At 71.4% G+C, this 25,448-nt stretch carries 22 protein-coding genes; 8 read left to right on the top strand and 14 right to left on the bottom strand.

Features of this window, described 5'->3' with window-relative positions; all coding sequences use genetic code 11:
- The first annotated feature begins 8 nt into the window (after window positions 1-8).
- Together ACIRD8_RS25370 and ACIRD8_RS25365 are read left to right on the top strand one after the other, a co-directional pair.
- Window positions 9-1,364, top strand: coding sequence for an NtaA/DmoA family FMN-dependent monooxygenase (locus tag ACIRD8_RS25370; RefSeq protein ID WP_403995781.1), 1,356 nt, complete (start codon window positions 9-11; stop codon window positions 1,362-1,364).
- A 7-nt stretch (window positions 1,365-1,371) separates the two neighbouring features.
- Window positions 1,372-1,617, top strand: a complete 246-nt coding sequence (locus ACIRD8_RS25365; RefSeq protein WP_403995778.1) for a DUF6059 family protein — start codon at window positions 1,372-1,374, stop codon at window positions 1,615-1,617.
- 99 nt (window positions 1,618-1,716) lie between these two features.
- Here the strand turns inward: ACIRD8_RS25365 and ACIRD8_RS25360 are convergent, their stop codons facing one another.
- The 14 genes from ACIRD8_RS25360 to ACIRD8_RS25295 all read right to left on the bottom strand — a co-directional run bounded on the left by ACIRD8_RS25360 (window position 1,717) and on the right by ACIRD8_RS25295 (window position 17,746).
- On the bottom strand, window positions 1,717-3,147 hold the full coding sequence (locus ACIRD8_RS25360) for an MFS transporter (protein ID WP_403995775.1): 1,431 nt from the start codon (window positions 3,145-3,147) through the stop codon (window positions 1,717-1,719).
- Between the two features lie 11 nt (window positions 3,148-3,158).
- Complete coding sequence (locus tag ACIRD8_RS25355) at window positions 3,159-4,310, bottom strand: LLM class flavin-dependent oxidoreductase (protein ID WP_403995772.1); 1,152 nt, start codon at window positions 4,308-4,310, stop codon at window positions 3,159-3,161.
- Between the two features lie 204 nt (window positions 4,311-4,514).
- Window positions 4,515-4,595: a putative leader peptide gene (locus tag ACIRD8_RS25350; RefSeq protein ID WP_403995946.1), complete on the bottom strand. Its 81-nt coding sequence runs from the start codon at window positions 4,593-4,595 to the stop codon at window positions 4,515-4,517.
- Window positions 4,596-4,720: 125 nt separating this feature from the next.
- Window positions 4,721-5,506, bottom strand: a complete 786-nt coding sequence (locus ACIRD8_RS25345; protein ID WP_403995769.1) for an integrase — start codon at window positions 5,504-5,506, stop codon at window positions 4,721-4,723.
- Window positions 5,507-5,536: 30 nt separating this feature from the next.
- A complete protein-coding gene (locus ACIRD8_RS25340; protein ID WP_403995766.1) occupies window positions 5,537-7,414 on the bottom strand; it encodes a CocE/NonD family hydrolase in 1,878 nt (625 codons plus the stop codon).
- Between the two features lie 254 nt (window positions 7,415-7,668).
- A complete protein-coding gene (locus ACIRD8_RS25335) occupies window positions 7,669-8,070 on the bottom strand; it encodes a GntR family transcriptional regulator (protein WP_403995763.1) in 402 nt (133 codons plus the stop codon).
- A gap of 2 nt (window positions 8,071-8,072) precedes the next feature.
- Entirely contained in the window at window positions 8,073-9,020 is a 948-nt protein-coding gene (locus ACIRD8_RS25330) for a DUF1648 domain-containing protein (RefSeq protein WP_403995760.1), read from the bottom strand.
- A gap of 83 nt (window positions 9,021-9,103) precedes the next feature.
- Entirely contained in the window at window positions 9,104-10,636 is a 1,533-nt protein-coding gene (locus tag ACIRD8_RS25325; RefSeq protein WP_403995756.1) for a DUF6056 family protein, read from the bottom strand.
- Window positions 10,637-10,642: 6 nt separating this feature from the next.
- Window positions 10,643-12,097 (bottom strand): glycosyltransferase, encoded by a 1,455-nt coding sequence (locus tag ACIRD8_RS25320; RefSeq protein WP_403995753.1) that lies wholly within the window; start codon window positions 12,095-12,097, stop codon window positions 10,643-10,645.
- Between the two features lie 170 nt (window positions 12,098-12,267).
- Window positions 12,268-12,615 carry a VOC family protein gene (locus ACIRD8_RS25315; protein ID WP_403995750.1) on the bottom strand — a complete coding sequence of 116 codons (348 nt, stop codon included), beginning with the start codon at window positions 12,613-12,615 and terminating at the stop codon, window positions 12,268-12,270.
- A gap of 84 nt (window positions 12,616-12,699) precedes the next feature.
- Window positions 12,700-14,766, bottom strand: coding sequence for an iron ABC transporter permease (locus tag ACIRD8_RS25310; RefSeq protein ID WP_403995747.1), 2,067 nt, complete (start codon window positions 14,764-14,766; stop codon window positions 12,700-12,702).
- 6 nt (window positions 14,767-14,772) lie between these two features.
- On the bottom strand, window positions 14,773-15,753 hold the full coding sequence (locus ACIRD8_RS25305) for an ABC transporter substrate-binding protein (protein WP_403995745.1): 981 nt from the start codon (window positions 15,751-15,753) through the stop codon (window positions 14,773-14,775).
- Window positions 15,750-16,649, bottom strand: a complete 900-nt coding sequence (locus tag ACIRD8_RS25300) for an ABC transporter ATP-binding protein (protein ID WP_403995742.1) — start codon at window positions 16,647-16,649, stop codon at window positions 15,750-15,752. Before ACIRD8_RS25300 ends, ACIRD8_RS25305 begins: the two co-directional genes overlap by 4 nt.
- A 149-nt stretch (window positions 16,650-16,798) precedes the next feature.
- Complete coding sequence (locus ACIRD8_RS25295; protein ID WP_403995739.1) at window positions 16,799-17,746, bottom strand: methionyl-tRNA formyltransferase; 948 nt, start codon at window positions 17,744-17,746, stop codon at window positions 16,799-16,801.
- A 241-nt stretch (window positions 17,747-17,987) separates the two neighbouring features.
- Here ACIRD8_RS25295 and ACIRD8_RS25290 point away from each other — a divergent pair, with 241 nt between their 5' ends.
- The 6 genes from ACIRD8_RS25290 (at window position 17,988) to ACIRD8_RS25265 (ending at window position 25,417) form a co-directional block, all read left to right on the top strand.
- Window positions 17,988-19,322, top strand: a complete 1,335-nt coding sequence (locus tag ACIRD8_RS25290; RefSeq protein WP_403995736.1) for a lysine N(6)-hydroxylase/L-ornithine N(5)-oxygenase family protein — start codon at window positions 17,988-17,990, stop codon at window positions 19,320-19,322.
- A 101-nt stretch (window positions 19,323-19,423) separates the two neighbouring features.
- A complete protein-coding gene (locus ACIRD8_RS25285) occupies window positions 19,424-20,482 on the top strand; it encodes a FecCD family ABC transporter permease (RefSeq protein ID WP_403995733.1) in 1,059 nt (352 codons plus the stop codon).
- Window positions 20,479-21,540, top strand: coding sequence for a FecCD family ABC transporter permease (locus ACIRD8_RS25280; protein ID WP_403995730.1), 1,062 nt, complete (start codon window positions 20,479-20,481; stop codon window positions 21,538-21,540). The genes ACIRD8_RS25285 and ACIRD8_RS25280 overlap by 4 nt, the downstream gene beginning before the upstream one ends.
- A 41-nt stretch (window positions 21,541-21,581) precedes the next feature.
- Window positions 21,582-22,421, top strand: a complete 840-nt coding sequence (locus tag ACIRD8_RS25275) for an ABC transporter ATP-binding protein (RefSeq protein ID WP_403995727.1) — start codon at window positions 21,582-21,584, stop codon at window positions 22,419-22,421.
- A gap of 115 nt (window positions 22,422-22,536) precedes the next feature.
- A complete protein-coding gene (locus ACIRD8_RS25270; protein WP_403995724.1) occupies window positions 22,537-23,589 on the top strand; it encodes an iron-siderophore ABC transporter substrate-binding protein in 1,053 nt (350 codons plus the stop codon).
- Between the two features lie 40 nt (window positions 23,590-23,629).
- Complete coding sequence (locus ACIRD8_RS25265; RefSeq protein ID WP_403995721.1) at window positions 23,630-25,417, top strand: ABC transporter ATP-binding protein; 1,788 nt, start codon at window positions 23,630-23,632, stop codon at window positions 25,415-25,417.
- Window positions 25,418-25,448: the final 31 nt, after the last annotated feature.

The following is a 25,448-nucleotide window of genomic DNA, read 5'->3' as shown; positions in this document are numbered from 1 at the left end:
TGAGTGCCATGACCGAACAGAATCCCCGTCCCCAGATCCACCTCGGCGTCTTCTTCACAGGCGTCGGGCCCCAGCTGATCTGGACCGATCCGCACGCACCCTCGCACACGGAGTTCGAGACGTTCGCCGACATCGCACGGGCCCTGGAGCGAGGCCTGTTCGACGCGTTCTTCCTCGGCGAGGGCCTGAGGGTACGGGAGAACCGCGGCAAGGTCTTCGACCTCGATGTGGCGGGCCGGCCCGACGCGATCACCCAGCTGTCCGCGCTCGCCGCCGTGACCGAACGGATCGGCCTGGTGGCCACCCAGAACACCACGTACAACTATCCGGCCGACCTGGCTCGCCGGCTGGCCAGCCTGGACCTGCTGTCCGAGGGCCGGGCCGGCTGGAACATCGTCACCACCGACAACGCCTGGACCGGGGCCAACTTCCGGCACGGCGGCTGGCTGGAGCACGAACGCCGCTACGAGCGCGCCGGACAGTTCGTCGAAGCCGCCAAGGAGCTGTGGGCGTCCTGGGCGCCGGACGCCGTCGCGTCCGACGGCCACGCCGCGAGCTGGGCGCGCCCCGGCTCGATCAGCCAGGTGGAGCGGGACACCGACCTCGTGTCACTGCGCGCGACCGCCACCGTGCCCGGCAGCCCGCAGGGCCGCCCGGTGCTGTTCCAGGCCGGGGACTCCGACGGCGGCCGTGAACTCGCCGCCCGCCACGCCGACGTGGTGTTCTCCGCCAACACCGAATACGGCAAGGCCGTCGCGTACGCCGCCGACCTGCGCGACCGGCTGGCCCGCCACGGCCGGACGCCGGACTCGCTGCGGATCCTGCCGGGAGCGAGCGTCGTCCTCGGTGACACCGCGGCCGACGCGGAGGAGAAGGCACGCTGGGTGCGTGGCGAGCAGGTCAACGGAGTGCGGGCCATCGCCTTCTTCGAGCAGTACTGGGGCACCGACCTGTCCGCCTACGACCCGGACGGCCCGCTGCCCGACATCGAGCCCAGCGAGGAGGAACTCGACCCCTCACGCGGCACGATCTCCATCGAGCGCCGCAGCGGCAAGGCGGCGCAGATCCAGAAGTGGCGGGACCTCGCGGCCGAACGCGGTCTGTCCATACGCGAGCTTGCGCTCGAAGTGTCCCCGGGACACCCGTCGTTCGTCGGTACCCCTTCGTCCGTCGCCGACGAGTGGACCCGCTACGTCGACACCCGCGCGGTCGACGGCTTCAACCTCCTGCCGCACCTGCTTCCGGCCTCCGTCACGGACATCGTCGACAAGCTCGTCCCGGAACTCCAGGAACGCGGCGTCTACCGCACCGAGTACCGGGGCACCACCCTGCGCGAACACCTCGACCTCCCCGCGTTCGGGTGAGGGCCCCGTGTCCGGCAGACAGCACTGGGCCGAGCTGCTGGCCCTGATGGGGCCGGGCCTCTTCTCCATCGGCTGCGGCCTGTGGGGGATTCCGGCAGCCTGGCTGTGGCAGGAGGACGGGCCGTCCCGGCGGACGGGCGCGCACGAGGCCCCCGCCCGCCTTCCCCCGGGTCACCCGGAGCGCCTGGCTGCCCACGTTCCGCCGACGGAGGTGGAACGGGAGCTGTGGTCCCGGCTGAGGCCGGGCACCTGACGGCCCGCCCCCGGCCCGGGCACAGCGGCGAGCCGAGGCCGGGGCGCGGCTCGCCGCTGCGCCCGGGCCTCGGCTCGCCGCCCGGTCCGTGCCGAGGACTCAGGCCCGGCTGCTCCCGGCACTTCCCGCGCCCGCCTCCACCAGGACGGACGGGTCCGCCGGCGAGGAGGGGGCCGGTGCCGTCCGCCCGGTCGGAACGTGCTGGTCCCCGTCCCGCAGCCGGCCGGTCGCCCATACGCTCACCACGCCGGTCAGCGCCAGGTAGCCGCAGGCCCACCAGGGGCTGCCCGTACCGAGCGCCAGGAGCGCGGTCATGATCAGCGGAGTGATGCCGGACGCGAAGATGCCGGACATCTGGTAGACGAACGACATGCCCGTGTACCGGACCGGTGTGGCGAACAGGCCGGCGAACAGGGTGCCCTGGGCGCCGTAGAAGGAGCCGTGCACGATCCCCAGCGTCACGACGAGGGCCGCCGCGAACGCCCAGGTCCCGCCCGTGCCGAAGAGCCAGAACGCAGGGAGGACCGAGACGGTGAAGGCGGCCATGCCCACGAGGTAGACCCGGCGGGCACCGTAACGGTCGACGGCGGACCCGGACACCGGGATCATCGCGGCCATGACGAGCGCCGCGGCCGTCACCGCGAGCAGCACCGGAGTACGGTCCAGGGCGAGCGTCCCGGTCGCGTACGTGATGGCGAAGACCGCCCAGGTGTTGAAGGCCGCGCCCTCGCCCCACCGTGCGAGCATGCCCAGCACCACGTGCCGGCGCGCGGCGGGCTCACGCCACAGCTCCACCAGCGGTGCCGCGCGCGGCAGTTCCTGGAGGCGGCGTGCGGCCTTGAAGGCGGGCGTCTCGTCGATCTTCAGACGTACGGTCAGCCCGACCACGACGAGCACCAGGCTGATGAGGAAGGCGATGCGCCATCCGTAGTCGATGAACGCCGACTCGCTGAGCACATTGCTCAGCAGGGCGAACACCCCGGTGCCCAGGGCGAGTCCGAGCGCCAGCCCGATCTGCGGGTAGCTGCCGAACCGGCCCTTGCGCCCTGGCGGCCCGTACTCCACGGCCAGCAGCACCGCCCCGGCCCACTCCCCGCCCAGCGCCACGCCCTGGGCGACACGCAGGACCAGGAGCAGAGCGGGAGCGAGGACACCGACCTGCTGGTACGTGGGCAGCAGGCCGATGAGCGCGGTGGAGACGCCCATGAGGCCCATGGTGAAGGCCAGGGTGTGCTTACGGCCGATCCGGTCACCGAGGTGCCCGAAGAGCAGCCCGCCCACCGGACGGGCGACGAAGCCCACCGCGAACGTCGCGAACGACAGCATCGTGCCGACCGTGCCGTCGGCGGTGGGGAAGAACAGCTTGTTGAACACCAGGCCGGCAGCGGTGCTGTAGAGGAAGAAGTCGTACCACTCCACCGTGGTGCCCAGCAGGCTGGCGAACACCACGGTCCTCAGCCGGCCCGGGGACGTGGACTCCGCGGACTCCTGATCCGGCTGCGGATCGCTGTGCCGTGCCTCCGAGGGCACGGGGGCGGCGCTCAACGGCCCGCGAACGGGACGATGCCCGCCTCGACGGGGCGCGGACCGGCCGGGTGCTGCCACAGACCACGCTTCTCCAGCACCGGCAGAACCCCCTCGCCGAACCAGTACGCCTCCTCCAGATGCGGCACGCCGGAGAGGACGAACTCCTCGATGCCCAGCCGGTGGTACTCCTCGATGAGGTCGGCGACCTCCGTGTGGCTGCCCACCAGGGCCGTGCCCGCACCGCCCCGGACCAGGCCGACGCCCGCCCACAGATTGGGGTAGATCTCCAGATTGCCGGTGTCCCCGCTGTTGTGCAGCGCGCGCATCCGCCGCTGCCCCTCGGACTCGCTGGTCGCCAGGCCCTCCTGCACGGCCTTGACGCGCTCCGGGTCCATCGCGGCCAGGAGCCGCTCCGCCTCGGCCCACGCCTGCGCCGAGGTGTCCCGGGTGATGGTGTGCAGACGGATGCCGAACCGTACGTCGCGTCCCTGGGCGGCGGCCAGCGAGCGCACCCAGTCGATCTTCTGCTTCACCTGCTGCGGGGGTTCGCCCCAGGTCAGATACACATCGGTGTACCGCGCCGCCACCTCACCGGCCGCGGGTGACGAGCCGCCGAAGTAGATCTGCGGCACCGGGTCGGGCAGCCGGTTCAACGCGGCGCCCTCGACCCGCAGATGCTCGCCATGGTGGTCGACCGTCTCACCGGCCCAGAGCCGCCGCACGACGTCCAGGAACTCCCCGGTACGGGCGTAGCGCTGGTCCTTGTCGAGGAAGTCGCCGTACGCGCGCTGCTCGGCGGACTCACCTCCCGTCACGACGTTCAGCAGCAGCCGGCCGTGGGACTGCCGCTGGTAGGTCGCCGCCATCTGCGCCGACAGCGTCGGGCTGATCTGGCCGGGGCGGAAGGCCACGAGGAACTTCAGCCGCTCGGTGACCTGGGTGAGCATGGCCGTGGTCAGCCAGGCGTCCTCGCACCACGCGCCCGTCGGGGTGAGCGCCCCGACGAAGCCGAGCTGTTCGGCGGTGCGGGCTATCTGGCCGAGGTACTCGATGGAGGCCGGGCGGTCTCCGCCGGCGGTGCCTGGCGTCGAGCCGTGGCCGCCGCCGACGACGTGACGGCTGTCACCGGTCGTGGGCAGGAACCAATGGAAGGTGAGGGCAGACATACGGGGCTCCGGAGGGGGTGCGGAGGACGGCGTGCCGGCATGCCGCGCAGGGCATGCCGCAGCTGCCCGGCGGCGTACGTTCAGGTACGCGCCGAGGCACGCGAGGACACAGGGGGAATCGGCCGCGGTGCGGTGCCGTGGGGGGTGCGGATGCGCCGGAGGCTCAGGGCAGGTGGCGCTGAGGCCCCAAGGGCCCGGCAGGCGTCAGCCGCGACAGGTCGCGCTGGACTGGCGACACAGGTCGACGTGCAGGCGCCCCACGAGGAAGTCGGCAGCAGCGGTCATGCCAGGCATTGTGGGGGAGCCGCACCGCCCGGCTCAAGTCCTGACCGGTCACCGTGTCAGCAGGTGAGACCGGGGGAGGCAGAAGTGCGGTCGTGGTCCGGGCCCGAGGCCGGCCCCGGCGGGCGTCAGACCCCGTCGAGGCCGGTGCAGTGCGCGACCGTCGCATCGTCCGGCGCCACCGCATGGCGCGCCTCAGCCCGCCGGACACGGCGGATGATTTCGTCGGGGCCGCTCGCCCCCAGGACGGCCATGACCTCCGGCCAGTCGCAGATCCCGAACCGGTCCACGATGCTGCTCGCGCCGTTGCTGAGCAGGACGGCACCGGACAGCCCGGAGACCGGGCAGCTTCCGGTGACCGCCTCGTCCGCGGCCCGCGGATCGTCCTTGGCCACCCAGAAACCGCCCGGCCGGTTCCGGTTGGACCGCAGGTCCCGGAGAACCCGGTGGTAGGCGTCGCTGCCCCGGGAGGTGGCTTCGAGCGCGGACTCGTACGACCGGCTGATGACCACCTCCCGGGGGTCGGAGACGACGAGCGGCGTGCCGTCCGTCCGGTCGAGCACGACGGTCGCGTCACCCAGCACCGCGTACTCGACGAGGCCGCCGGACAGACGCAGGACGGCCACGGCCGCCGACGGACCGATGACGTCGGCGACCTCGCAGGTGTCCCGGTGCACGTCCGTCACCTGCTCGATCGCCTCGGCCAGCAGCGCGGGGAGGCCGCGGTCCGGTACCAGCGACAGGAGGCCCAGAAGGCTGCTTCCCAGGCGCGTGGCGTACCAGGCCACGCCGTGCCGGCAGAGGGACTCGGAGCCGGGGATGCCGGCGCCGTCGACCAGCACGGCCGCCGTCGGCACGGCGCCGGCGAAGTCCTCGTTCACCCGGCCGGCCCGTGCCGCGGCACTCGTCGTCATCGTCACCCGCATGCGGTGCCTTCCGGAGGGTCAGAGGCGGCCGCCGGGGACCACCGTGAACGTGGCGGGACCGGCAGGCAGGTCCACCGTGTACTGGCGCAGGTAGGTGTCCAGGAACGGCGAGCGGGCACCTCCGGTGGCGACGTCGTCGGACGGGTCGTCCAGGGCCAGCCGGAGCTTTGCCCCCTTGACCTGGATCTTCTCGCCGGAGGGCGTGTCGCGCCACGAGCCGGTCCGGATGGACCCGATCTCCGCCGCCAGGACGTGCCCGGCCGCCAGCGTCCAGTCGGTCGCCTTGAGGTCGACGGTGAGCCTGCCCGTGTCCAGCAGCGAGACCTGCTCGTCGAACATGACGGCGGTGCCGTCCGGGGCGACGTCGTACAGCTTGAGCATGACGTTCCCCTTCCCCTTGGCGGTCAGGGAGATCTGCGGGGTGCCCGTGACCCGTACGGCCTTCTTGAGCGCCTTGGACCACACGAAGAAGCTCGATGTGACCGCCCCGGTTCTCTGGAGCCTGGCCTGTCCCTCGGCCAGGCCCTCCGGCAGCACCGGGTCGAGCGTGGGAGCGTTCTCCATGTCCCACTCCCCGGACACCTTTGCGCGCCCCCGGAGTTCCGGCAGTCCGGACGTCGCCAGTGCGGCGAGGGAGGAGAGGCCGCCGTCATCCACGTACGAGCCGGCGCCGAGGGGCAGCTCGACGGAACGCTCCACGACCGGCCAGGTCTTCTGGGCACGCCAGGCGCCGGTGGAGTCCTCGACGGAGTAGGCCGGGTAGCGGACCGCGGGCCTGATGCCCTTGAGATACTGGTCGTAGAAGGAGAGTGTCTCGTCGTACCAGCCCTCACGCCCCATGGACAGGCGCCCGTCACTGGTGCGGTCACCGCCGCGTACGTGCTCCCACTGGCCGACCCAGCCGCGCTCGGGGCCCTTGTGGTTGTCCAGGTACTCCTGCATCTCCTCGGGCTTGGTGTTGTTCTCGATGAAGCCCTGTGTGACGAAGAGCGGGGTGTCGGTTCCCCTGGCCGCCTTCGCCAGGTCCCGTGAGGTCCAGAACGCGTCCTTCTGGTCGGCGATCCGGTAACCGGCCGCATTCTGCGTCAGGCACTCCGGATGGTCCTCCTCGTAACGGGAGTTGGCCAGGTAGTGCGGGTCGTCGTCCGGCAGCTGGCCGAGCGTGGCGATGGAGTTGTAGGCGTTGGCGGTGCCGGTGACGTTCGGGCGGGGCACGCCGTTCGAGTAGATGTACTGGTACATGTCCCAGACGGGCTCCTGGGCGACGACGGCCTTGAGGGCGCGCTGGTCCAGGTTGTTGCCGATGAGACCCGTCGAGGCGTCGTAGGACTTCCCGTACAGGCCCACGGCCCCCGTGGACCAGGACTGCTTCGCGGCCCAGTCGATCGCCGCCTTCACGTCCGCCTGCTCGCCGGGGCCGCCCCAGTCGAGGCAGCCGGTGGAGCCGCCGAAGCCGCGCAGGTCCACCATGACGAAGGCGTAACCCTGGTCGAACAGGTCCGTGCCCTCGATGAAGTCCTGGAAGCGGGAGGAGGGGCCGGTGTGCGTCCAGCCCTCGGCGTCCGACTGCCCGGAGTGCCCGAAGTAGGGGCCGACCGACAGGATGACGGGCACCTTGGCCTTCTTCGGCAGCCCCTCCGGCAGCAGCACGTCGGCGTGCAGTTCGGTGCCGGAGCGGTCCGAGGACGGGAAGTAGTGCTGCGTCCAGAGGGAGCCCTCGGGGACGCGGTCGTTCTCCTGATGTGTGACGGGGTCGGGCGCGGTGGCGACCGGCCCCGTGCGGTCCTGCGCCTCGGTGGGCGCGGAGGCGGCTGCGGGACCGGCGAGTACGCCGGTCAGCGCGAGGGTGGTGACGAGGGCGGAGGCGGCCCAGGTGGCCGTGCGACGTGCTCTCACATGCTTCTCCCGGCTGGCTGGGTACGGGGTTTCGCAGTGGTGCAGGCCGAGCAGCGGCCCCGCCCGACGTGAGGAGCGCACCGGTGGTCGCGCACATCCACGCAGCTGGATCACGGACGCGGACGTGAACCGGAGCCGACGGCGGTGAAGTCTATGATCACATCGGGAATGCTTCAACAGGCACGTATGTCACGCGTGTTACTGATTCCGGGCGGACAGGCGACCCCTGCGGGCCGCGCTCACGCATCGCCCGTTCAGCGCGCCGGATCTCCCGGACCGGGAGGCGCGAGGGCGGGCGTGCTCGCCAGGCCGTTGTGGACCAGGGCCAGGAACTCCTGGTCCGTGAGGCCGAGTTCGCGCGCCCGGCCGATGAGCCCGTGCACGGCCTCGGTGAGACGGGCCTGACCCGCGGCGCCGGGCGCCGCGGTGATCACCGCGCCCCGGCCGCGGCGCAGCTCGATCAGGCTCTCGTCACGCAGGCGCTGGTAGCCGCGGAGGACGGTGTGCACGTTGACGCCCAGGGACTCGGCGACCTCGCGGGCGGGCGGCAGCCGCTCACCCGGAGCCGCCGTGCCGTTGGCGATCGCTCCCCGCACGCAGGCGGCGATCTGCTCGCCCAGGGGTACGGGCGAGCCGGGGAGCACCCGGAACAACATGGTTAGTCGAGCTCCCTTGCGTGACGTTCCGCCAGGCCGTTGAGCAGCGCGGCCGCGGTGGGCGAGTCGTCGACGGTGACGACGTACTCGCGTCCCTTCGTCGTACGGACGGAGAGTGCCTCTCCCGAACGCAGCAGCACGCCCCGCCGGTTCGGGCGTATGCGGTAGCCCCAACCGCCGAATTCTCCCACGGCGTCGACCTCGACGCTGTCGGCGCCGGTGATGCCGCCGAGCGGCAGCGCGAGCCGGGGCCGGGGCAGGACCGTCGAGGTGACCGTCAGGCCGCGGCGGTCGACGGTGACCCGGACGCCGGCGGAAGCGACGAGGACGGGGCCGAGGACGAGCGGCAGCAGTCCTGCCTGCCAGGTGCCGAGGGCCAGCGTGAAGACCCCGACGAGCGTGACGGCGCCGCCCGTCGACAGCAGCACGCGGGACACCATGGTGCGGCTCCAGGAGGCCGCTTCGCCCTCGGCCAGGGGCAGCGAGGGCGCCGGTGGCGTGGGCTCCGGCCGCGGAGCCGGGCCCATCAGCCACCAGGCCAGGGCGCCGGTGGCCACTCCCGCGCCGAGCAGCACGGCGACGTGCCACAGGGGGAGTTGTGCCTCGGCCGGGTCCTGGACGTCCGTGTTGACGAGGACGGTGAGGACCAGCGGATAGCCGACGGTGACCGCCGTACCCGCTCCGACGGCGGCATTGAGCCTCGATCCCGCACTCTCCTTGGAGGCCAGGGTCAGGACGGTGAACAGCAGCCCGAGACCGGCGAGCAGCACACACCCGAACCACAGTGCGGTGGTCCGGCTCATGTAGTCGTTCGCCCCGCCGCCCGAGGAGAAGTGGGTGGCGATCCGTCCGGGCAGCCGGTCGTGGTGCGCCAGGAAGACTCCGGCGTACGCGGCGGTGGCGACACCGAACGGCACGGCCGTCAGGGCACCCCTTCTGATGGCGGTCATCTGACTCTCCCCCGAAGTTGTTTGCATTGAAGTAGAACAATAGCAGCAAGCTTCGGTGCGTGCCCGGGAACGGGATGTCCGCCCTACCCGCTGCCCGGGGGCCGGGTGGCGTGGGTGATGCGGTCGATCCGGTAGTAGTCGGCGACGCATCCGCCGGGCCAGTAGGAGTCCTTCCGCCGGTTGAACGGCTCCAGCATCTGGCTGATCACGAGACGCTCGTACGGAAGGACCCTGGCCCCCGCGCCCGCCCCCTCGCGCAGCCGGCGGTCCTGGGCGTCCCACTTCACGGCCCGGTCGCGCATGGCCGTGTCGAGGTCGAGCAGCGCCACGGCCGGCCCGAAGCAGACCAGGACGCAGAGCACCGCGCACGCCGCCCGCAGAGGGCCGGTCCCGCGCGCCCGCTGCCGGGCAACCGACCCCAGCAGCGCTCCGGCACCGACGAGCAGGGCCACGTAGGCCAACAGGTAGTCGTTCCAGAGCCGGTTGGCGCTGGGATCACTCACCCGGTCCTGGAACACCGGATAGGTCACGACCGTGCAGAGGAAACCGGATACGAGGAGTGCGGCCACCATCGCGCAGGCCGTCGGACGCCAGTGGGCGGGCAGGACGGGCGCGCTCCCGTCCGGGCGCCGGCACAACAGCCCCAGGAGCACCCCCACCGCGACCGCCCCGGCGTACTGCCAGGTGGTGGCCACGGTCAGCGCGATCTCCGCGAATCCCCGCAACGAGGCGGCGAGCGACTCCGGCGCGACCATGGACGTCGTACCCGCCCCGAACCGCTCCCGCCGGTTGTTCGAGCCGGGTGAGGTGATCAGGACCAGGCCCCCGGCGGCGACCCCGGTGACGCCCGCCGCGCACCAGAGACGGAGGAAGGACCGGGAAGAGCCGGCGGCGGCACGGCCGCTGAGGACGAGGACGGTGACCAGCAGCACCGCCACGACGATGGCGGTCTCCTCCGAGAGGGTGCCGATGGTCAGGCCGGCGAGGAGGGCCACGGCGACCGCCACACCCCTGCCACGGCGCGAACGGGCCGCCAGGAAAGGCAGCAGCGCGGCGCAGGCCAGCACCGGTGGCATCGTGTGCGAGACCGACGCGGCCGGCCAGTAGAACGTCTTGTACGTGTTGGGCGTGGCGAACAGGAAGAGCGCGGTCGCCGTGGCCGCGATCAGCAGCGGCAGCCCGCGCGGCACGGTGAGCCGGAGGCGGCGCAGCGCGAGGACCGCCACCGCCCACAGCACCACGAGCGTCAGCACACCGGTGACAGGGCCGAACCACTGGTGGCCCGGGACCTGGAACTTCGCGTAGGCGCCGACCAGTACGGCGTTGGCGACCCGCCCGTTGTCGTCGAGGTAGAACCGGCCGACGAGACCCGTGACGCCCTCGTCCCGCACCGTCGGGAGGAAGCACCAGTCGTCCGCGCCGGGCCGGACCGACCTCCCGAACCACGCGGCAGCGGCGAGCAGGGCGAGAGGGGGGAGGGAGAGGGCGGTCAGCCAGAGCGAGGTCCGCGCATGGGGCCGGGAGCCCTTCCGCGGATGTCCGGAAGCGCCCCGTGGGTCGTGCACCGTGGCGTCCGGCCGGTCAGGCGCCGCGGATTCCGGTGTGCTGTCGGACATCGGTGCTCACCGGTCCTCGGAGGCACGCAGGGGCAGGTCGTGGACGGGCGTGCCCACGGGCCGTTCCGGAGGCGGCGCGGAGGGCCCGTCCGGGGCGGGCGTGGCACGGCGGCCCGACATGATCGCCCACCGGGCCAGCAGGAACGAGACCGGGGTGACGAGGACACCGGCGACGAGCGCGGCGAGGTTCTTGTCCATGCCGAGACCGCTGACCGCCCCGTAGAGCAGAGCACCCGACGCGACGAGATTCACGACGCTCGACACGGGATAGCGCACGAAGGCGCGCCACGTCGGCTTCGTCCGGCAGGTGACGTACGAGTTGAGCAGGAACGAGCACACGATGCTGACCGCGTATCCGAGGACATGGGCGACCAGGTAGGGGATCCATCGGTTCAGGACGGCGTAGACACCGAGGTAGACGGCCGTGTTCACGAACCCCACCAGGACGAAACTGCCGAACTGGCGCACGGTGCGGTTCCGGGGGGAGACGAGCGCGGTCACCGCGGGCGGAGGGCGGGTCGCCTGCACCGGACGGTTCTCGTCGGTCTCCCGCACCACGTACGGCGGCCGGTGCTTCGCCTCGTGGTAGATGCGCCCCACGTATTCGCCGATGACCCCGAGGGTGACCAGCTGGATACCGCTGAGGGCCACCACCGCGGTGAGCAGAGTGGCGTAACCCGGTGTGTCGGCGCCGTGCAGGACGACGGTCACCACCGTCCACACCGCATAGGCCAGGGCCGAGAGGAAGATCCAGAAGCCGGTGTAGATGGCCAGCCGCAGCGGGCGGTTGTTGAAGGAGAGGAGCCCGTCGATGCCGTAGTTCAGCAGCCGCCTGCTTCCCCATTTCGAGCGGCCGGCCGCACGTTCGCAGTTCCGGTAGCGGAAACTGACCGTGTCGAAGCCGATCCAGGAGAAGATCCCCTTGGAGAAGCGGTTGCTCTCCGGCATGGACAGGACGCTCTCCACCGCCCGCCGGGACAGCAGCCGGAAGTCCCCGGTCCCGTCGAGCAGCTCCACGTCCACGCAGCGGCGCACGACCGCGTAGTAGGCATGGCTGAGGGTGCTGCGCACCATGCCCTCGCCCGAACGGTCACGGCGCGGGACGACCTGGTCGTAGCCGTGCCGATGCAGTTCGAGCATGCGGGGGATGAGCTCGGGCGGGTGCTGGAGGTCGGCGTCCATGATCACCACGGCGGCGCCCCGGGACATGCGGAGCCCGGCGAGCATGGCGGCCTCCTTGCCGAAGTTCCGGCTGAACACTGTGTAGCGGGTCCGCTCGTCCCGGGCGGCGAACGCGTTGAGCAGCGCCCGTGTGCGGTCGTCGCTGCCGTCGTCCACGTAACAGATCTCGAAGGTGTCGTCGAGCCCTTCCAGGACGGCGACCAGCGACGCGTGGAAGGAACCGAGGCCCTCGGCCTCGTTGAAACAGGGCACGACGACCGACAGCTGAAGGCCGGTCACGCGACACCTCCGGACGTGCGGGGACCCGGAGCTCCGGCGCGCTCCGGCCCACCACAGTCGCCCATCCGGTGGTGAAGACCCCCTCATCCCGCTCCGGACGCGCGAGCCGCCGGGCTCTTTCGCACGAACGGCGCACGGTCAGGCGGGGCACGCGCCGCCGGGCGGGCGGGTCACCGGTGGCTCACCACGTTGACCACGCGGCCGTCGGGATCACGGACGAAGAACCGGCGCACGCCCCACTCCTCGTCCTGCAGGGGGTGCACGATCTCCGCGCCGCTCTCCCGCATCACCGCGTACGCCGCATCCACGTCGTCCACCTCCACGCTCATGTCGGGCACGACCGGTGCCGTCCTGTCGTGGCTCATGAAGGTGACCTGTGCCGTGGGGTTGGACGGTGAGGCCAGCGTCATGACCCAGCCGAGGTTCATGACCTCCTCGAACCCCAGGCGTCCGTAGAAGTCCCGGCTCTCCTCCATGGACTCCGACCGGATGTCCGGCATGACGCGGCGGATGGACATCGTGACCTCCTGCTGGCGGGCGAAAGCGGACGCGCGCCGATTCTGTCCGGTGGGGCGCCGCGACGCACCCACCCCGCCCGGGTCTCAGCGTCGCGTGCGGACCAGCAAGTAGAGGAAGTACGGCGCACCGATGACGGCGGTCATCAGTCCGGCGCCGAGCTGGGCCGGAGCGATCACCGTGCGTCCGGCCAGATCCGCCAGACAGACCAGCACCGCCCCGAGCAGCAGCGAGACTGGGACGACCCGTACGTGCCGCCGGCCGACGAGAGCGCGCGCCGCGTGCGGGGCGACCAGTCCGACGAATCCGATCGTTCCCGCGGCCGCGACGGCGGTGGCGCTCAGCAGGACCGCCACCACGAGGAAGCCGAGGCGCGCCCGGGGGAGACCGAGGCCGAGGAGCCGCGGGGTGTCCTCGTCGAGCGCGACGAGGTCCAGTTCCCGTCGGCGTACCACCGCCACGACGATCCCGACGGCGAGCACCAGGGCCACCGGCAGCGAGTCGGGCATGTTGCGCCCGTACGTCGAACCGGACAGCCAGGTGAGGGCCTTCGTCGTGTCGAACGGGTCGCTGAGCACGATGATCAGGCTGATCACCGCCGCCGCGGCGGAGGACACCCCGACCCCGAGCAGGACCAGCCTGTTCTGCCGGAAACCGCCCCTGGCGGCCAGCCCGAAGACGATCGTCGCGGTGACGGCCGCCCCGCCGAAAGCCGCTCCCGCGACCTCCCAGGAGCCGGGGGACTGCGCGGTGGTCACCAGCAGTACGGCGCCGAGGCCGGCACCTCCGGAGACTCCCAGGACGCCCGGTTCGGCGAGCGGATTGCGGGTCACGGCCTGAACCAGGGTGCCGGAAAGGGCCAGCGCGGCACCCGCGAGCAGTGCCGCCGTCACCCGGGGCACCCTGGTGTCGAGGACGAACGTGACGACCCGGCCGGCCCTGCCCTGCGCCCAGTTCACGACATCGCCGAGCAACAGCTTCGAGTCGCCGAGGAGCACCGCCGCGACCAGCACACCCACGAGGGCGACGGCGAGCACGACGACGGTGACGAGGAACGCGGTCCGCCCCGGGATCCGCAGCCGGTCCGGCGTCTCCGCCGCCGCGGTGTCACGGATGCGGAGCGCCATCACGACGAGGAACACCCCGCCGACCACCGTCGTGACGACGCCGGTGGGCACCTCCACGGCGGTGTCGGCGGGCACGACCGCACGCAGCAGCACGTCCGAGCTCAGCACCAGTGCGGCACCCACGAGTCCGGCCACCGGCAGGCCGATCCGTGAGCGGACGAGCCCGCGGAACCGGCGGGTGAGCGGCCTGACGAGCGCCGGCGCGCAGAGCCCGACGAAGCCGATCGGGCCCGCGAGCGTGACCGCCGCCGCCGAGAGCAGGGTGGCGAGCACGACGGTGGTCACCCGGGTCCCCCGTACGGGCACGCCCAGCCCGCGGGCGGCGTCGTCGCCCAGGGCCAGGGCGTCGACGCGCCGGGCGACGAGCAGCAGCCCGACCAGGCCGACGGCGATGACCGGGGCCATCTGGAGGACGCCGTCGAACCCGTTCTGGCCGACGCTTCCCTGGTTCCACCGGTAGAGCCCCTCGGTCTGCTGAGGGAACAGCAGGAGCAGCGCCTCGGTCACCGCGTTCAGCCCCAGCGCGAGCGCACTGCCCGCGAGGACCAGACGGACGGTGCCCCTGCCGAGCCCGGACAGCCCGAGCACGACCGCCGCGGCGGCGAGTCCGCCGACGAACGCGGCGCCGGACGAGGCGAGGAGCGGGAGGGCGGTGCCGCTGACGGCGACCACTCCGAGCGCCAGATAGGAGCCGGCGTTCACGGCGAGGGTGTCCGGCGAGGCGAGCACGTTGCGGCTCACCGCCTGGAGGGCGGCCCCGGCCATGCCGAGTGCCAGTCCGACGAGGACGGCGGCCACCATCCTCGGCAGCCTGGACGCGACGACCACGGAGGCGTCGCCCGCCCCGGCCTTTCCGGTGAGCGCGTTCCAGACCTCCGACGCCCCTACGTCGGCGGTGCCCTGGGTGATGTCGACGGCGGCGAGGACGGCTACCAGCAGCACGAGCGTGGCCGCCACGGCGACCGCGCCCGTCGTGGCCGCGGGGGTGCGGTCACGGCTCACCACGGTCCTGTCGATGACGGCCACGGCGCGCTACTTCGTCAGGGCTTCGACGAGGGAGTCGGTGTACGCCTCCATCGAGAGGGGACCGCCGAACATCCAGACGCCGTCGGGCAGCCGGTGGACGTTGCCGTCCTTCACGAAGGGCAGCGACTTCCACACCGCGTTCTTCGCGAGGGGTCCGGCGAAGGCGTCGCCGTCGGCGTCGTTCGCGACGTACGAGAACTGGACGTCGCCGAGGCCGGTGAGCCCTTCGACATCGGTGGTGGCGAGGCCGTAGCTCTCGTCCCCCTTCACGGTCCAGGCGTTCTTCAGGCCGAGCCGCTCGTTGACGGCGCCGAGCAGGGATCCGCTGGTGAATGCGCGGATGGAGACCTGGTTCGACGCGACATAGCCGTCGGCGGAGGCGATCTCGGCGCCTCCGAGGCCGGCGTCCGCAAGGGCCTTCCTGCCCTCGGCGAGGTTCGCTTCGAAGTCCTTCTTGAGCGTGTCGGCCTCGGCCTCCTTGCCGGTGGCCTTCGCTATGAGGTCGAGGCCGTCCGTCATCGTGCCGATCTGGTCGGACGCGTCGGCGGCGGTGAGCTCCACGACGGGGGCGACCTTACGGAGCTGCTTCACCACCGCCGGCGAGAGGTCGCTGGTGGCGACCACGAGGTCGGGCGCAAGGGCCGCGACGGTGTCGATGCTCGGTTCGCCGCGGGTGCCGATGTCCTTGGGGTCTCCGGTGAGCGGGGCCGCGGTGTTCCACGCGGTGTAGCCCTTCACATCGGCGACGCCCACCGGGGCGACTCCGAGGGAGACCAGGTCCTCGACCACGTTCCACTCGGTGGCGACGACCTTCGTCGCGGGGCCGTCGAGGGTCACCTTCGTGCCCTTGGCGTCGGTGAGGGTGATCTTCCCGGCGGGCTTGCCCGCAGCCGCGGAATCGTCGGAGGAGGGTTCCGTGGTTCCGCAGGCGGCCAGGGAGAGTGCGGCGACGGCGACGGTTGCCGTGGCGAGGAAGTGGCGTCTCATGGGGAGGTGCTGAGCCTTTCGGATCTGGAGTGGTGGCGGCCGACCGCGCGGGTGCGGAGCCGGCCGGTCGAGGGATCGGTGTCCACGTCGATGCGGATGCCGTAGACGTCGGACAGGAGTTCCGGTGTGAACACGTCCTCGGGCACACCGTCGGCGACGATGCGTCCCGCGTGCAGCAGGGCCACCCGGTCGGCGACGGCCGCGGCCTGGTCGAGGTCGTGGAGGACGACGCCCACGGCGATGCCGTGGGCGTCGGCGAGATCGCGGATCAGGTCGAGCAGTTCGACCTGGTAGCGGAGATCGAGGTAGGTGGTCGGTTCGTCCAGGAGCAGGACATCCGTCTCCTGCGCGAGACAGCTCGCGAGCCACACGCGCTGGAGCTGCCCGCCGGAGAGCTGTTCGACGCCCCGCCCGGCGAGATCCTCCACGCCGGTGAGGCCGAGCGCCCGGTCCACCGCCGCGGTGCCCCGGGGGTCGGGACGGCCCCAGCGGCCCCGGTGGGGGTAGCGGCCGAAGTCGACCACGTCCCGGACGGTGAGCCCGCCCGGTGTCGACCGGGACTGGGTCAGGAGCGCGACGCGGCGCGCGAACTCACGGGCGCCGAGCGCGAAGCCGTCCGTGGCCTCGTCGGTGCCCGGGCCGACCGTCAGCGAGCCGCTACGCGCGCTCTGCAGGCGGGCGAGCGTTCGCAGCAGTGTCGACTTCCCACTGCCGTTGGGGCCCACGAGGGCGGTCACCTCGGCGGGCCGCAGTGCGATGGCCGCCCCGTGCACGACGTCGACGCGGCCGTACGCCACCGTCACTCCGTCGGCGGACAGTCCGTAACCCCGCGCACGCGGTATCCGGGCAGCCACGGGGGCATCCACAGCACGGGAAGTGCTCTCACCAGCTCTCATGAACCTTAGGTTAGCCTGCCCTTATGTCGACGCCGACCACCCCCTCCCGTGACGGAGGGTGAGTGGGTGCGGGCAGGTGGACGCCCGCCCGTCCGGCCGGAGGCTTCCGGTGCCGCATGGTGCCGGGGCGGGCGGGGAGGGCGGTGACGTCAGGGACGGCTGGTCAGGTACCCGCCCATGGTGGCGAAGTACTCCGTCGCGGGCACTTCCCGGCCGTCCTCCGTGCGTACGCGCGTGATGGCCAGGCCGCGCTTGCGGCCGGTGTGGGCGTCTGCCCCGGCGACGATCACCACGCCGTCGCCCTCGCGGTAGAAGATCCGGCCGGGCGTCCCGCCGTAACGGCCCCGCGACACCACCGCGGCGAGCACCTCGATGCGCCGGCCCCGGTGGAAGGCGTAGGCGCTGGGGTACGGATCGGACTGGGCGCGGACGAGGCGTTCGAGGTCCTCCGCGGGCCAGGTCCAGTCGATGCGGATGTCCTCGGCGGACCGCTTGTGGAAGAAGGTCGCCCTGGACCGGTCCTGCCGGGTGAACTCCGTCCGCCCTGCCGCGATCAGGCCGAGTGCGCCGATGGTGACCGGACCGATGAGGTCGACGGTCTTGTGGAAGAGATCGGTGGCGGTGTCCGTCGGGCCGACCGGAACCGCCTCCTGCCGGACGATGTCGCCGGCGTCGAGTTCATCGTTCATCATGTGCGCGGTGACGCCCACTTCGGACTCGCCGTTGATCAACGCCCAGATCAGCGGGGAGAATCCGGCGTACTTCGGCAGCAGCGAGTCGTGGATGTTCAGCGTGCCGTGGCGCGGCAGGGCGAAGATGCGCGGGGGGATCCACGTCCGCCAGTTGTTGGCCACGATGATGTCCGGGTCGGCCTCCCGGAGGCGCTCGAACAGCTCGTCGTCGTCGGGACGGTTGCGGATCAGCACCGGGACGCCCCGCGCTTCGGCGAGGTCGGCGACGGAGTCGCTCCAGATCTTCTCGTACGCGTGCTCGCTCCTGGGATGCGTCACGACCAGAACCACGTCGTGCTCGGAGTCCAGGAGGGCTTGCAGGGTGCGGTGGCCCCAGGTCTGGTACCCGAACATGACGACCCGCATGAATCCTCCTTGGGGCACGGACTGGCGACAGCCCAGTAAAGCGAGGCTTACCTTAGTGCGCAACAGGGCCTCGGGGCGGCCTCGTTGACGCCTCCGCGCCCCGCGCCCTCGCTGTTGCCTATCGACAGCTCCGGGAGATGAGCTTAGGCTCACCTAAATTGCAACGGGCTCGTCCGGTTCGGCGTGCCCGCCTTCGGTTCCGCGCGCCTTCAGGCGGCCTTCCCCGCACGATGGGAGTGACATGTCACAGGTTCAGCCTGGCGACGCACCCGAGGTCCTGGACCTCATCGGCATCGGCTTCGGGCCGTCCAACGTGGCCATGGCGCTCGCGGTCAGCGAGCACAACGCCGGTGCGCAGCAGCCGGTCAGCGCCCACTTCTTCGAACAGCAGCCGCGCTTCGGCTGGCACCGCGGGATGCTCATCGACGACGCGACCATGCAGGTGTCGTTCCTCAAGGACCTGGTGACGCTCCGGAACCCGGCCAGCGAGTACAGCTTCCTCTGCTACCTCAAGAGCAGGGGACGGCTGGTCGACTTCATCAACCACAAGAACCTCTTCCCCCTCCGGGTCGAGTTCCACGACTACTTCGAGTGGGCGGCGGCCCAGGTCGCCGACATGGCTTCCTACGGCCACGAGGTCGTCGGCGTCACGCCCGTCGTGCGGGACGGAGCCGTCGAGTACCTGGACGTGACCGTCCGTTCGGGGGAGGGGCTCGTGGTCCACCGGGCCCGCAACGTCGTCATCGGGACCGGGCTGCGCCCCCTCATGCCCGAGGGCGTCGAGCGCGGCGAACGCGTCTGGCACAACTCCGAACTCCTGGCCAAGGTCGACGCGCTGGAGGGCACCTCGCCCTCGCGCTTGGTCGTCGTGGGCGCCGGACAGAGCGCCGCCGAGAACGTCGCCTATCTGCACCGCCGCTTCCCCGGCGCCGAGGTCTGCGCGGTCTTCTCCCGCTACGGCTACAGCCCCGCCGACGACAGCGGCTTCGCCAACCGGATCTTCGACCCCGGCGCTGTCGACGAGTACTTCGCCGCACCCGGAAGCGTCAAGCGCAGGCTGATGGACTACCACGGCAACACCAACTACTCCGTGGTGGACATCGACCTGATCGACGACCTGTACCGGCAGATGTACCAGGAGAAGGTCCTCGGCACCGAACGGCTGCGCTTCCTCAACGTGTCCCGGCTCGTCGCCGTCGACGAGACGCCGGAGACGGTCCACGCCACGGTGAAGTCGCTCGTCACGGGCGAGGAGACCGTCCTGGACGCCGATGTCGTGGTGTTCGCCACCGGTTACAGCCCGGTCGATCCCCTCGCCCTCCTCGGCGAGGCCGCGGACCGGTGCCTCCGCGACGAGGAGGGCCGTGTCCGGGTCGAGCGCGACTACCGCATCTCGACCGATCCCGGCCTGAACTGCGGCATCTACCTGCAGGGCGGTACGGAACACACGCACGGCATCACATCGGCCCTGCTGTCCAACACCGCGATACGCGTCGGCGAGATCCTGGACTCGCTGCTCGACCGGGGTGTCAAGACCGCCTCCGACGAGGCGCGGCTGGTGGCGGAGAGGCCCTAGACCGCCTGCCCGTGGCGGCGCTGTCGCGGGCAGGCCACTCCGGGCGCAGGACCCGACCGCCGGTGCGTTCCGTGCAGATCAAAGGGATATCGTACGTCGACATGAGCACGACTGCAGTGGAGCGTCCTGCTCCCAGGGGCACAACGGAAGCCCGCCGAAGACGAGTTGTGGGCTTGGGCGCGCTGGTGGCGGTCCTGGTGATCGGGACGGCCGCGTCGCTGGCCGTCGGGGCACGTGCGTTGAGTCCCGCAGAGGTCTGGCACGGGCTGTTCGCCGCTCCTGACGCCGACCCGCGGCTCACCGAGATCAGGCTCATCGTGCAGACCGTGCGGGTGCCCCGGACGGTGCTCGCGATCGTCGCGGGCATCGCCTTGGGGATCGGCGGCGCGCTGATCCAGGGGTACACACGCAACCCGATCGCGGACACCGGGCTGCTGGGTGTGAACTCCGGAGCCTCGTTCGCCGTGGTGACCGTGATCGCCGTCCTCGGGTTCGCCGACCCGCTCCAGTACGTCTGGTTCGGCTTCCTCGGGGCGGCGGCCGCCGGTGTCGTCGTGTTCGGGCTGTCCAGCATCGGCCGGGGGGCCGGCAATCCGCTGACGCTCGCCCTGGCCGGTCAGGGGGTCACGGTGTTCCTCGCGGCGATGACCACGGCGGTGGCGCTGTCGGACCTCCAGGCGCTGAACGCGCTGCGGTTCTGGAACGCGGGGTCCGTCGCCGGCGTCGGCTTCAAAGTGATCTGGCCGGTGGCCGCGTTCATCGCGGTCGGGGTGGTCCTGGCACTGACCACGCTGCCCTCCCTCAACCTGCTCAACCTGGGGGACGACGTGGCGCGCGGGCTGGGCGTGAACATCGCGCTGAGCCGGACCGTCGGCATCGTCGCCATCACCCTGCTCGCGGGGGCGGCGACGGCGGCCTGCGGCCCCATCGCGTTCCTCGGGCTGATGGTGGCCCACGTCGCCCGGTACCTGACCGGGCCGGACTACCGCTGGCTGGTGCCCTACGCGGGGCTCCTCGGGGCGGTCGTCCTGCTGGTCTGCGACATCGTGGGACGCGTCGTGGTGCGGCCGGGCGAGCTGGACGCGGGCGTCGTCGTCGCCCTGCTCGGCGCCCCGTTCTTCGCGGTACTCGTGTGGCGAGGAAAGTTCAGGAGCGCATGAACGGGACAGATGTGAAGCCCCAGGTGACACCTGGCGTGCGGCTCGGCCAGGTGTCGTTCGTCTGGCGGCCCTGGATGGTGTGCGTCACGCTGCTGCTGGCGGCGGCCACCTTCCTGCTGTTCTGCCTGTCCATCGGGATCGGGGACTTCCCCATCGGCCTGTCCCGGGTGATCGCCACGATCCTGGGCCGGGGCGAGCAGGTGGACGAGTTCGTCATCATGGATCTGCGGATGCCGCGGGCCCTGGCCGGGCTCCTCGTGGGCATCGCCCTGGGGGTGTCCGGCGCGATCACCCAGTCCGTGGCACGCAATCCGCTGGCCAGCCCCGACATCCTCGGGATCACGGGCGGAGCCAGTGCCACCGCGGTGTTCCTCGTGACGGTGTCGGGCGGGGCCGCCACCGCGGTCGTCAGCACCATGGGCCTGTCGGCGGCGGCGCTCGTGGGCGGCCTCGGCACCGGTCTGCTGGTGTACTTCCTGGCGTGGCAGCGCGGGGTCGACGGCTTCCGGCTCATCCTCATCGGCATCTCGGTGACCGCGGTGATGGAAGCGATCACCACCTGGCTCCTGACCAGCGCCGACATCAGGGACGTGGCGCGGGCTCAGGTGTGGCTGGTCGGCTCGCTGGACAACCGGTCGTGGGACGAGGTCCGGGTGGTGTTCTGGTGCACGCTCGTCCTCATGGTGGTCGTGGCGGGCGTCGCGTTCCAGTTCAAGCCCCTGCACCTGGGGGACGAGGTCGCCGCGGGGCTGGGTGTCCGCTTCTCCAGGGTGCGGGCGGTCCTGCTGCTGTGCGCGGTCCTGCTGGCCGCCGCGGCGGTGAGCGCCGCCGGCCCGGTCCCGTTCGTGGCACTGGTGGCGCCCCAGGTGGCGATGCGCCTGGTGAGGCACCCGACCCCTCCTCCGGTGGCCTCAGGCCTGGTGGGCGCTCTGCTGCTGATCGGCTCGGACCTCGTGGCGCGCTCGGCGTTGCCGATCACCCTTCCGGTCGGCGTGGTCACGGCTGCGATCGGCGGACCCTTCCTTGTATATCTGCTGGTGCGGGCGAACCTCAGATAGCTGACGACAACGAACGTACGAACCGGACAACGGGGGGACCTGTGGGCGCTGAACACTTCACGAAGACCGATTCGGCGGTCGGCGACGTCTCGCGGCTGGCCGCGAGGGACATCACGGTCGGCTACGGGGGCCGGACCGTCATCGACGGTCTCGACGTGACGGTCCCGACCGGCCTGATCACCACCATCATCGGTCCCAACGGCTGCGGTAAGTCCACCCTGTTGCGCACCCTGACGCGACTGCTCAAGCCCACCGCGGGGGCGGTCGTGCTGGACGGGGCGGACATCGCCGGGCTCAGGACCCGGGACGTGGCGAGGAAGCTGGGCCTTCTGCCCCAGGCCCCGGTGGCGCCGGAGGGGCTGACGGTGGCCGACCTGGTCGCCCGAGGGCGCCATCCGCACCAGAGCTGGCTGCGGCAGTGGTCGTCGGACGACGCCGCCGTCGTGGAGCGCGCGCTGACCATGACCGGGGTGTCGGATCTGGCGGACCGTCCGGTCGACTCGCTCTCCGGCGGCCAGCGTCAGCGCGTCTGGATATCGATGACGCTGGCTCAGGGCACCGATCTGCTGCTGCTGGACGAGCCGACCACGTACCTGGACCTGGCCCATGCGATCGATGTGCTCGATCTGGTCGACGACCTGCACGAGTCGGGCCGCACGGTGGTCATGGTGCTGCACGACCTCAATCTGGCCACGCGGTACAGCGACAACCTCGTCGTCATGCGCGAGGGTTCGATCCTGGCGCAGGGGCACCCGCGTGACGTGATCACGGCCGAACTCCTGCAGGAGGCATTCGGGCTGCGGGCCAAGGTGATCGATGACCCGGTGGGTGACCGTCCCCTCATCGTGCCCATCGGACGCACGCATGTGCAGCTCAACTGAGTATCGGCAAGAGGAATTTCGGCTAGTAAGGCTAGGCTAACCTCACTCGTTATGGATAAGGTTTGGCTGCCCTCAGACGGGGTGTAGCGGACAGCGCGAAAGCAGGGGATTCCGGATGCTCTTCCACAGATCCACGTTTCAGAGGCCATGGCGGCGGCTTGCGGTGACTCTCACCGCTGTGACGCTCGGCGCGGGCCTCCTCGCGGGATGCGGCTCCGACGCGGAGGAAGGGAAGAGCGACAAGGCCCCGGCCGCCTCGGGCGGTGCGTTTCCGGTGACCGTGGAGCACGCGTTCGGTTCCACGAAGATCGACAAGGCTCCGGAGCGGGTCGTCACCGTCGGCTACACGGACGACCAGGCCGTCCTGGCGTTCGGCATCAAGCCGGTCGGCATGGTCGACCAGTACCCGAACCCGACGGGTCAGTCCCCCGACATCAACACCCAGTGGCCCTGGGTGAAGGACAAGTGGGGCGACGCCCGCCCCGAGGTCGTCATGAAGAACGGCGACGCGGGCCCCAACTACGAGAAGATCGCCTCGCTGCGGCCGGACCTCATCATCGCGGTGTACTCCGAGATCGACGAGGCCGCCTACGGCAAGCTCTCCAAGATCGCTCCCACGGTGGGCCGCACCAAGGCCGAGAAGGATCTGTTCAGCGCTCCGTGGCAGGACAACGCGGTCCACATCGCCAAGGCGCTCGGCAAGGAGGACGAGGGCAAGGAGCTGGTCAAGGGCATCCAGACCAAGCTCGACGCGGCGCGTGAGGCGAACCCGGAGTTCGCGGACCAGACCGCCGTCGCGGTGTCCTGGTACAAGGACTCGATCTCGGCCTTCACCACCACCGACGTACGCGGCCGGCTGCTCACGGGCATCGGCTACAAGGGCGCGACCCAGATCGACAAGGTCGCCGGCGGCGAGTTCTCCACCGCGCTCTCGCCCGAGCGGGTCGACCTGATCGACGTCGACCGCATCTTCGTCATCAACGACAAGGCCGACACCGACGCGTTGAAGAAGTTCGAGCTCTTCAACAACCTGTCCGCGGTCAAGGACGGCAAGGTCTCGTACCTGCTGGACAGCGAGGGCCCGGCCGTCGGAGCGGCTCTGTCCCAGGGCACCCTGCTTTCCCTGCCGTACGCGATCGACGAGCTCGTCAAGTCGGTCGAGCAGTGACGCACGCCGCCCGGACACGCGCCCACGGGCCGGTCCCCGGGTGAGCAGCACCGCCACGCGCGTCGCCCCCGCCACCCTGCGCACGGCGGCCGGGGGCGAGTCCACCCGCTGGGTCGCCGCGCGCTGCCGCGAAGTGCCGTGGCTGACAGCCGCCACCGTGCTCACCACGGTGGCGGGGGCGGCGCTCCAGGTGCTCCCGGTGCTCCTCCTCGGCCGGGTGGTCGACGGCGTGGTCGACGGCGACGGGCGCTCGGTCCTGGTCACGATCGGGATCCTGATGGGAGCCGCCGCGCTGCTCGGCGCGGTGGTGACGGCGGTGTCGACGTACCTGATCGGGCGGCTGGGCGCGGACCTCCTCGCACGGCTGCGGGAAGCCGCCGTCCGGGCGGTGCTGGGCATGCCCAGTGCACGGATCGAGCAGGTCGGCCGGGGCGATGTGCTGTCCCGCGTCGGCGACGACGTGGCCGTGCTCTCCAGGGGCATCCGTACGGCCATCCCCACGGTCTTCTCCGCGGGCGTGCTGGTGGCCATCGCCACGATCGGCATGTTCGGGCTCGACTGGAGGCTCGGCCTGGCGGGCGCCGGCGCACTGCCGGCGTACGCACTCGCCCTGCGCTGGTACCTGCCCCGGTCCGCCCCGCTGTACCAGAAGCAGCGGGTGGCCCAGGCCGACCGTGCGCAGGCTCTGATCAGCGGACTGAACGGGATCGACACCGTCCGGGCCTACCGCCTGGAGGGAGCCTTCCGCGAGAAGGTCACCGACAGGTCGTGGCGTGTCCGCGATCTCGGCATCGACGTCTTCCGGATCTTCGGCCGCTTCGTCGGCCGGGAGAACCGCGCCGAGTTCATCGGGCTGGTCCTGATCCTCGTGGTGGGCTACGTCCTGCTGGAGAACGACGCCGCCACCCTGGGCGAGGTGTCGGCGGCCCCGCTCATGTTCCACCGGCTGTTCACCCCGCTGGGCGCCATCATGTTCACCTTCGACGAGGCACAGAAGTCGGGTGCGAGCCTCACCCGGCTGGTCGGGGTGCTGGGGGAGTCCGGTGACGACCGGCTCGTGGGCGACGCCTCCGTGGCGTCCGCCGGAGCGACGGAGTACGCGGTGACCGTGGAGGGGCTGACCTTCAGCTACCCCGGCGCCGAGGACCCGGTGCTACGGGACGTCAGCCTTACGATCCCGGCCGGCCGTTCCCTCGCCCTCGTGGGGGCGACGGGTGCGGGCAAGTCGACCCTGGCCGCGCTGATCGCGGGCATCGGGAGCCCGCAGGCCGGTTCGGTGCGCATCGGGGAGAACGACCTCGCCGGCATGGACGAGGCGGGCGCGCGGGCCCTGGTGAGCATCCTGACGCAGGAGACCCATGTGTTCTCCGGCCCGCTCGCCGACGACCTGCGGCTGGCCGCCCCACGGGCGACCGACGCCGAGCTGACCGACGCCCTGCGCACGGTCGGCGCCGCGGACTGGGTGTCCGCGCTGCCCGACGGCCTGGACACCATGGTCGGCGAGGGCGGCGAGCGCCTGGACGTCACGAAGGTCGCCCAGATCGCCCTGGCCCGGCTGGTGCTGAGCCGGGCACCGGTGGTGGTGCTCGACGAGTCCACCGCGGAGGCCGGGAGCGAGGGCGCCGCCGAGCTGGAGAGGTCCGTACGGGCCGCGTGCGCGGACAGGACCACGCTGTTCGTGGCACACCGCCTGACCCAGGCGATGGCGGCCGACCGGATCGCCGTACTGGACGAGGGACGCGTGGTGGAGCAGGGGAGCCACGAGGAGCTCGTGGCCCTGGGCGGACGGTACGCACGACTGTGGCGGGCCTGGCGCGAGGGCAGCTGAACATGCCTGAGTTGAGGTCGGTCCACTCTCA

Origin of the sequence: Streptomyces sp. NPDC102451, assembly GCF_044765485.1 — a bacterium.
In the GTDB taxonomy this organism is placed as follows: Bacteria; Actinomycetota; Actinomycetes; order Streptomycetales; family Streptomycetaceae; genus Streptomyces.
The sequence above is the reverse complement of the archived record's forward strand: the minus strand, read 5'-3'. Positions and strand labels throughout refer to the sequence as shown.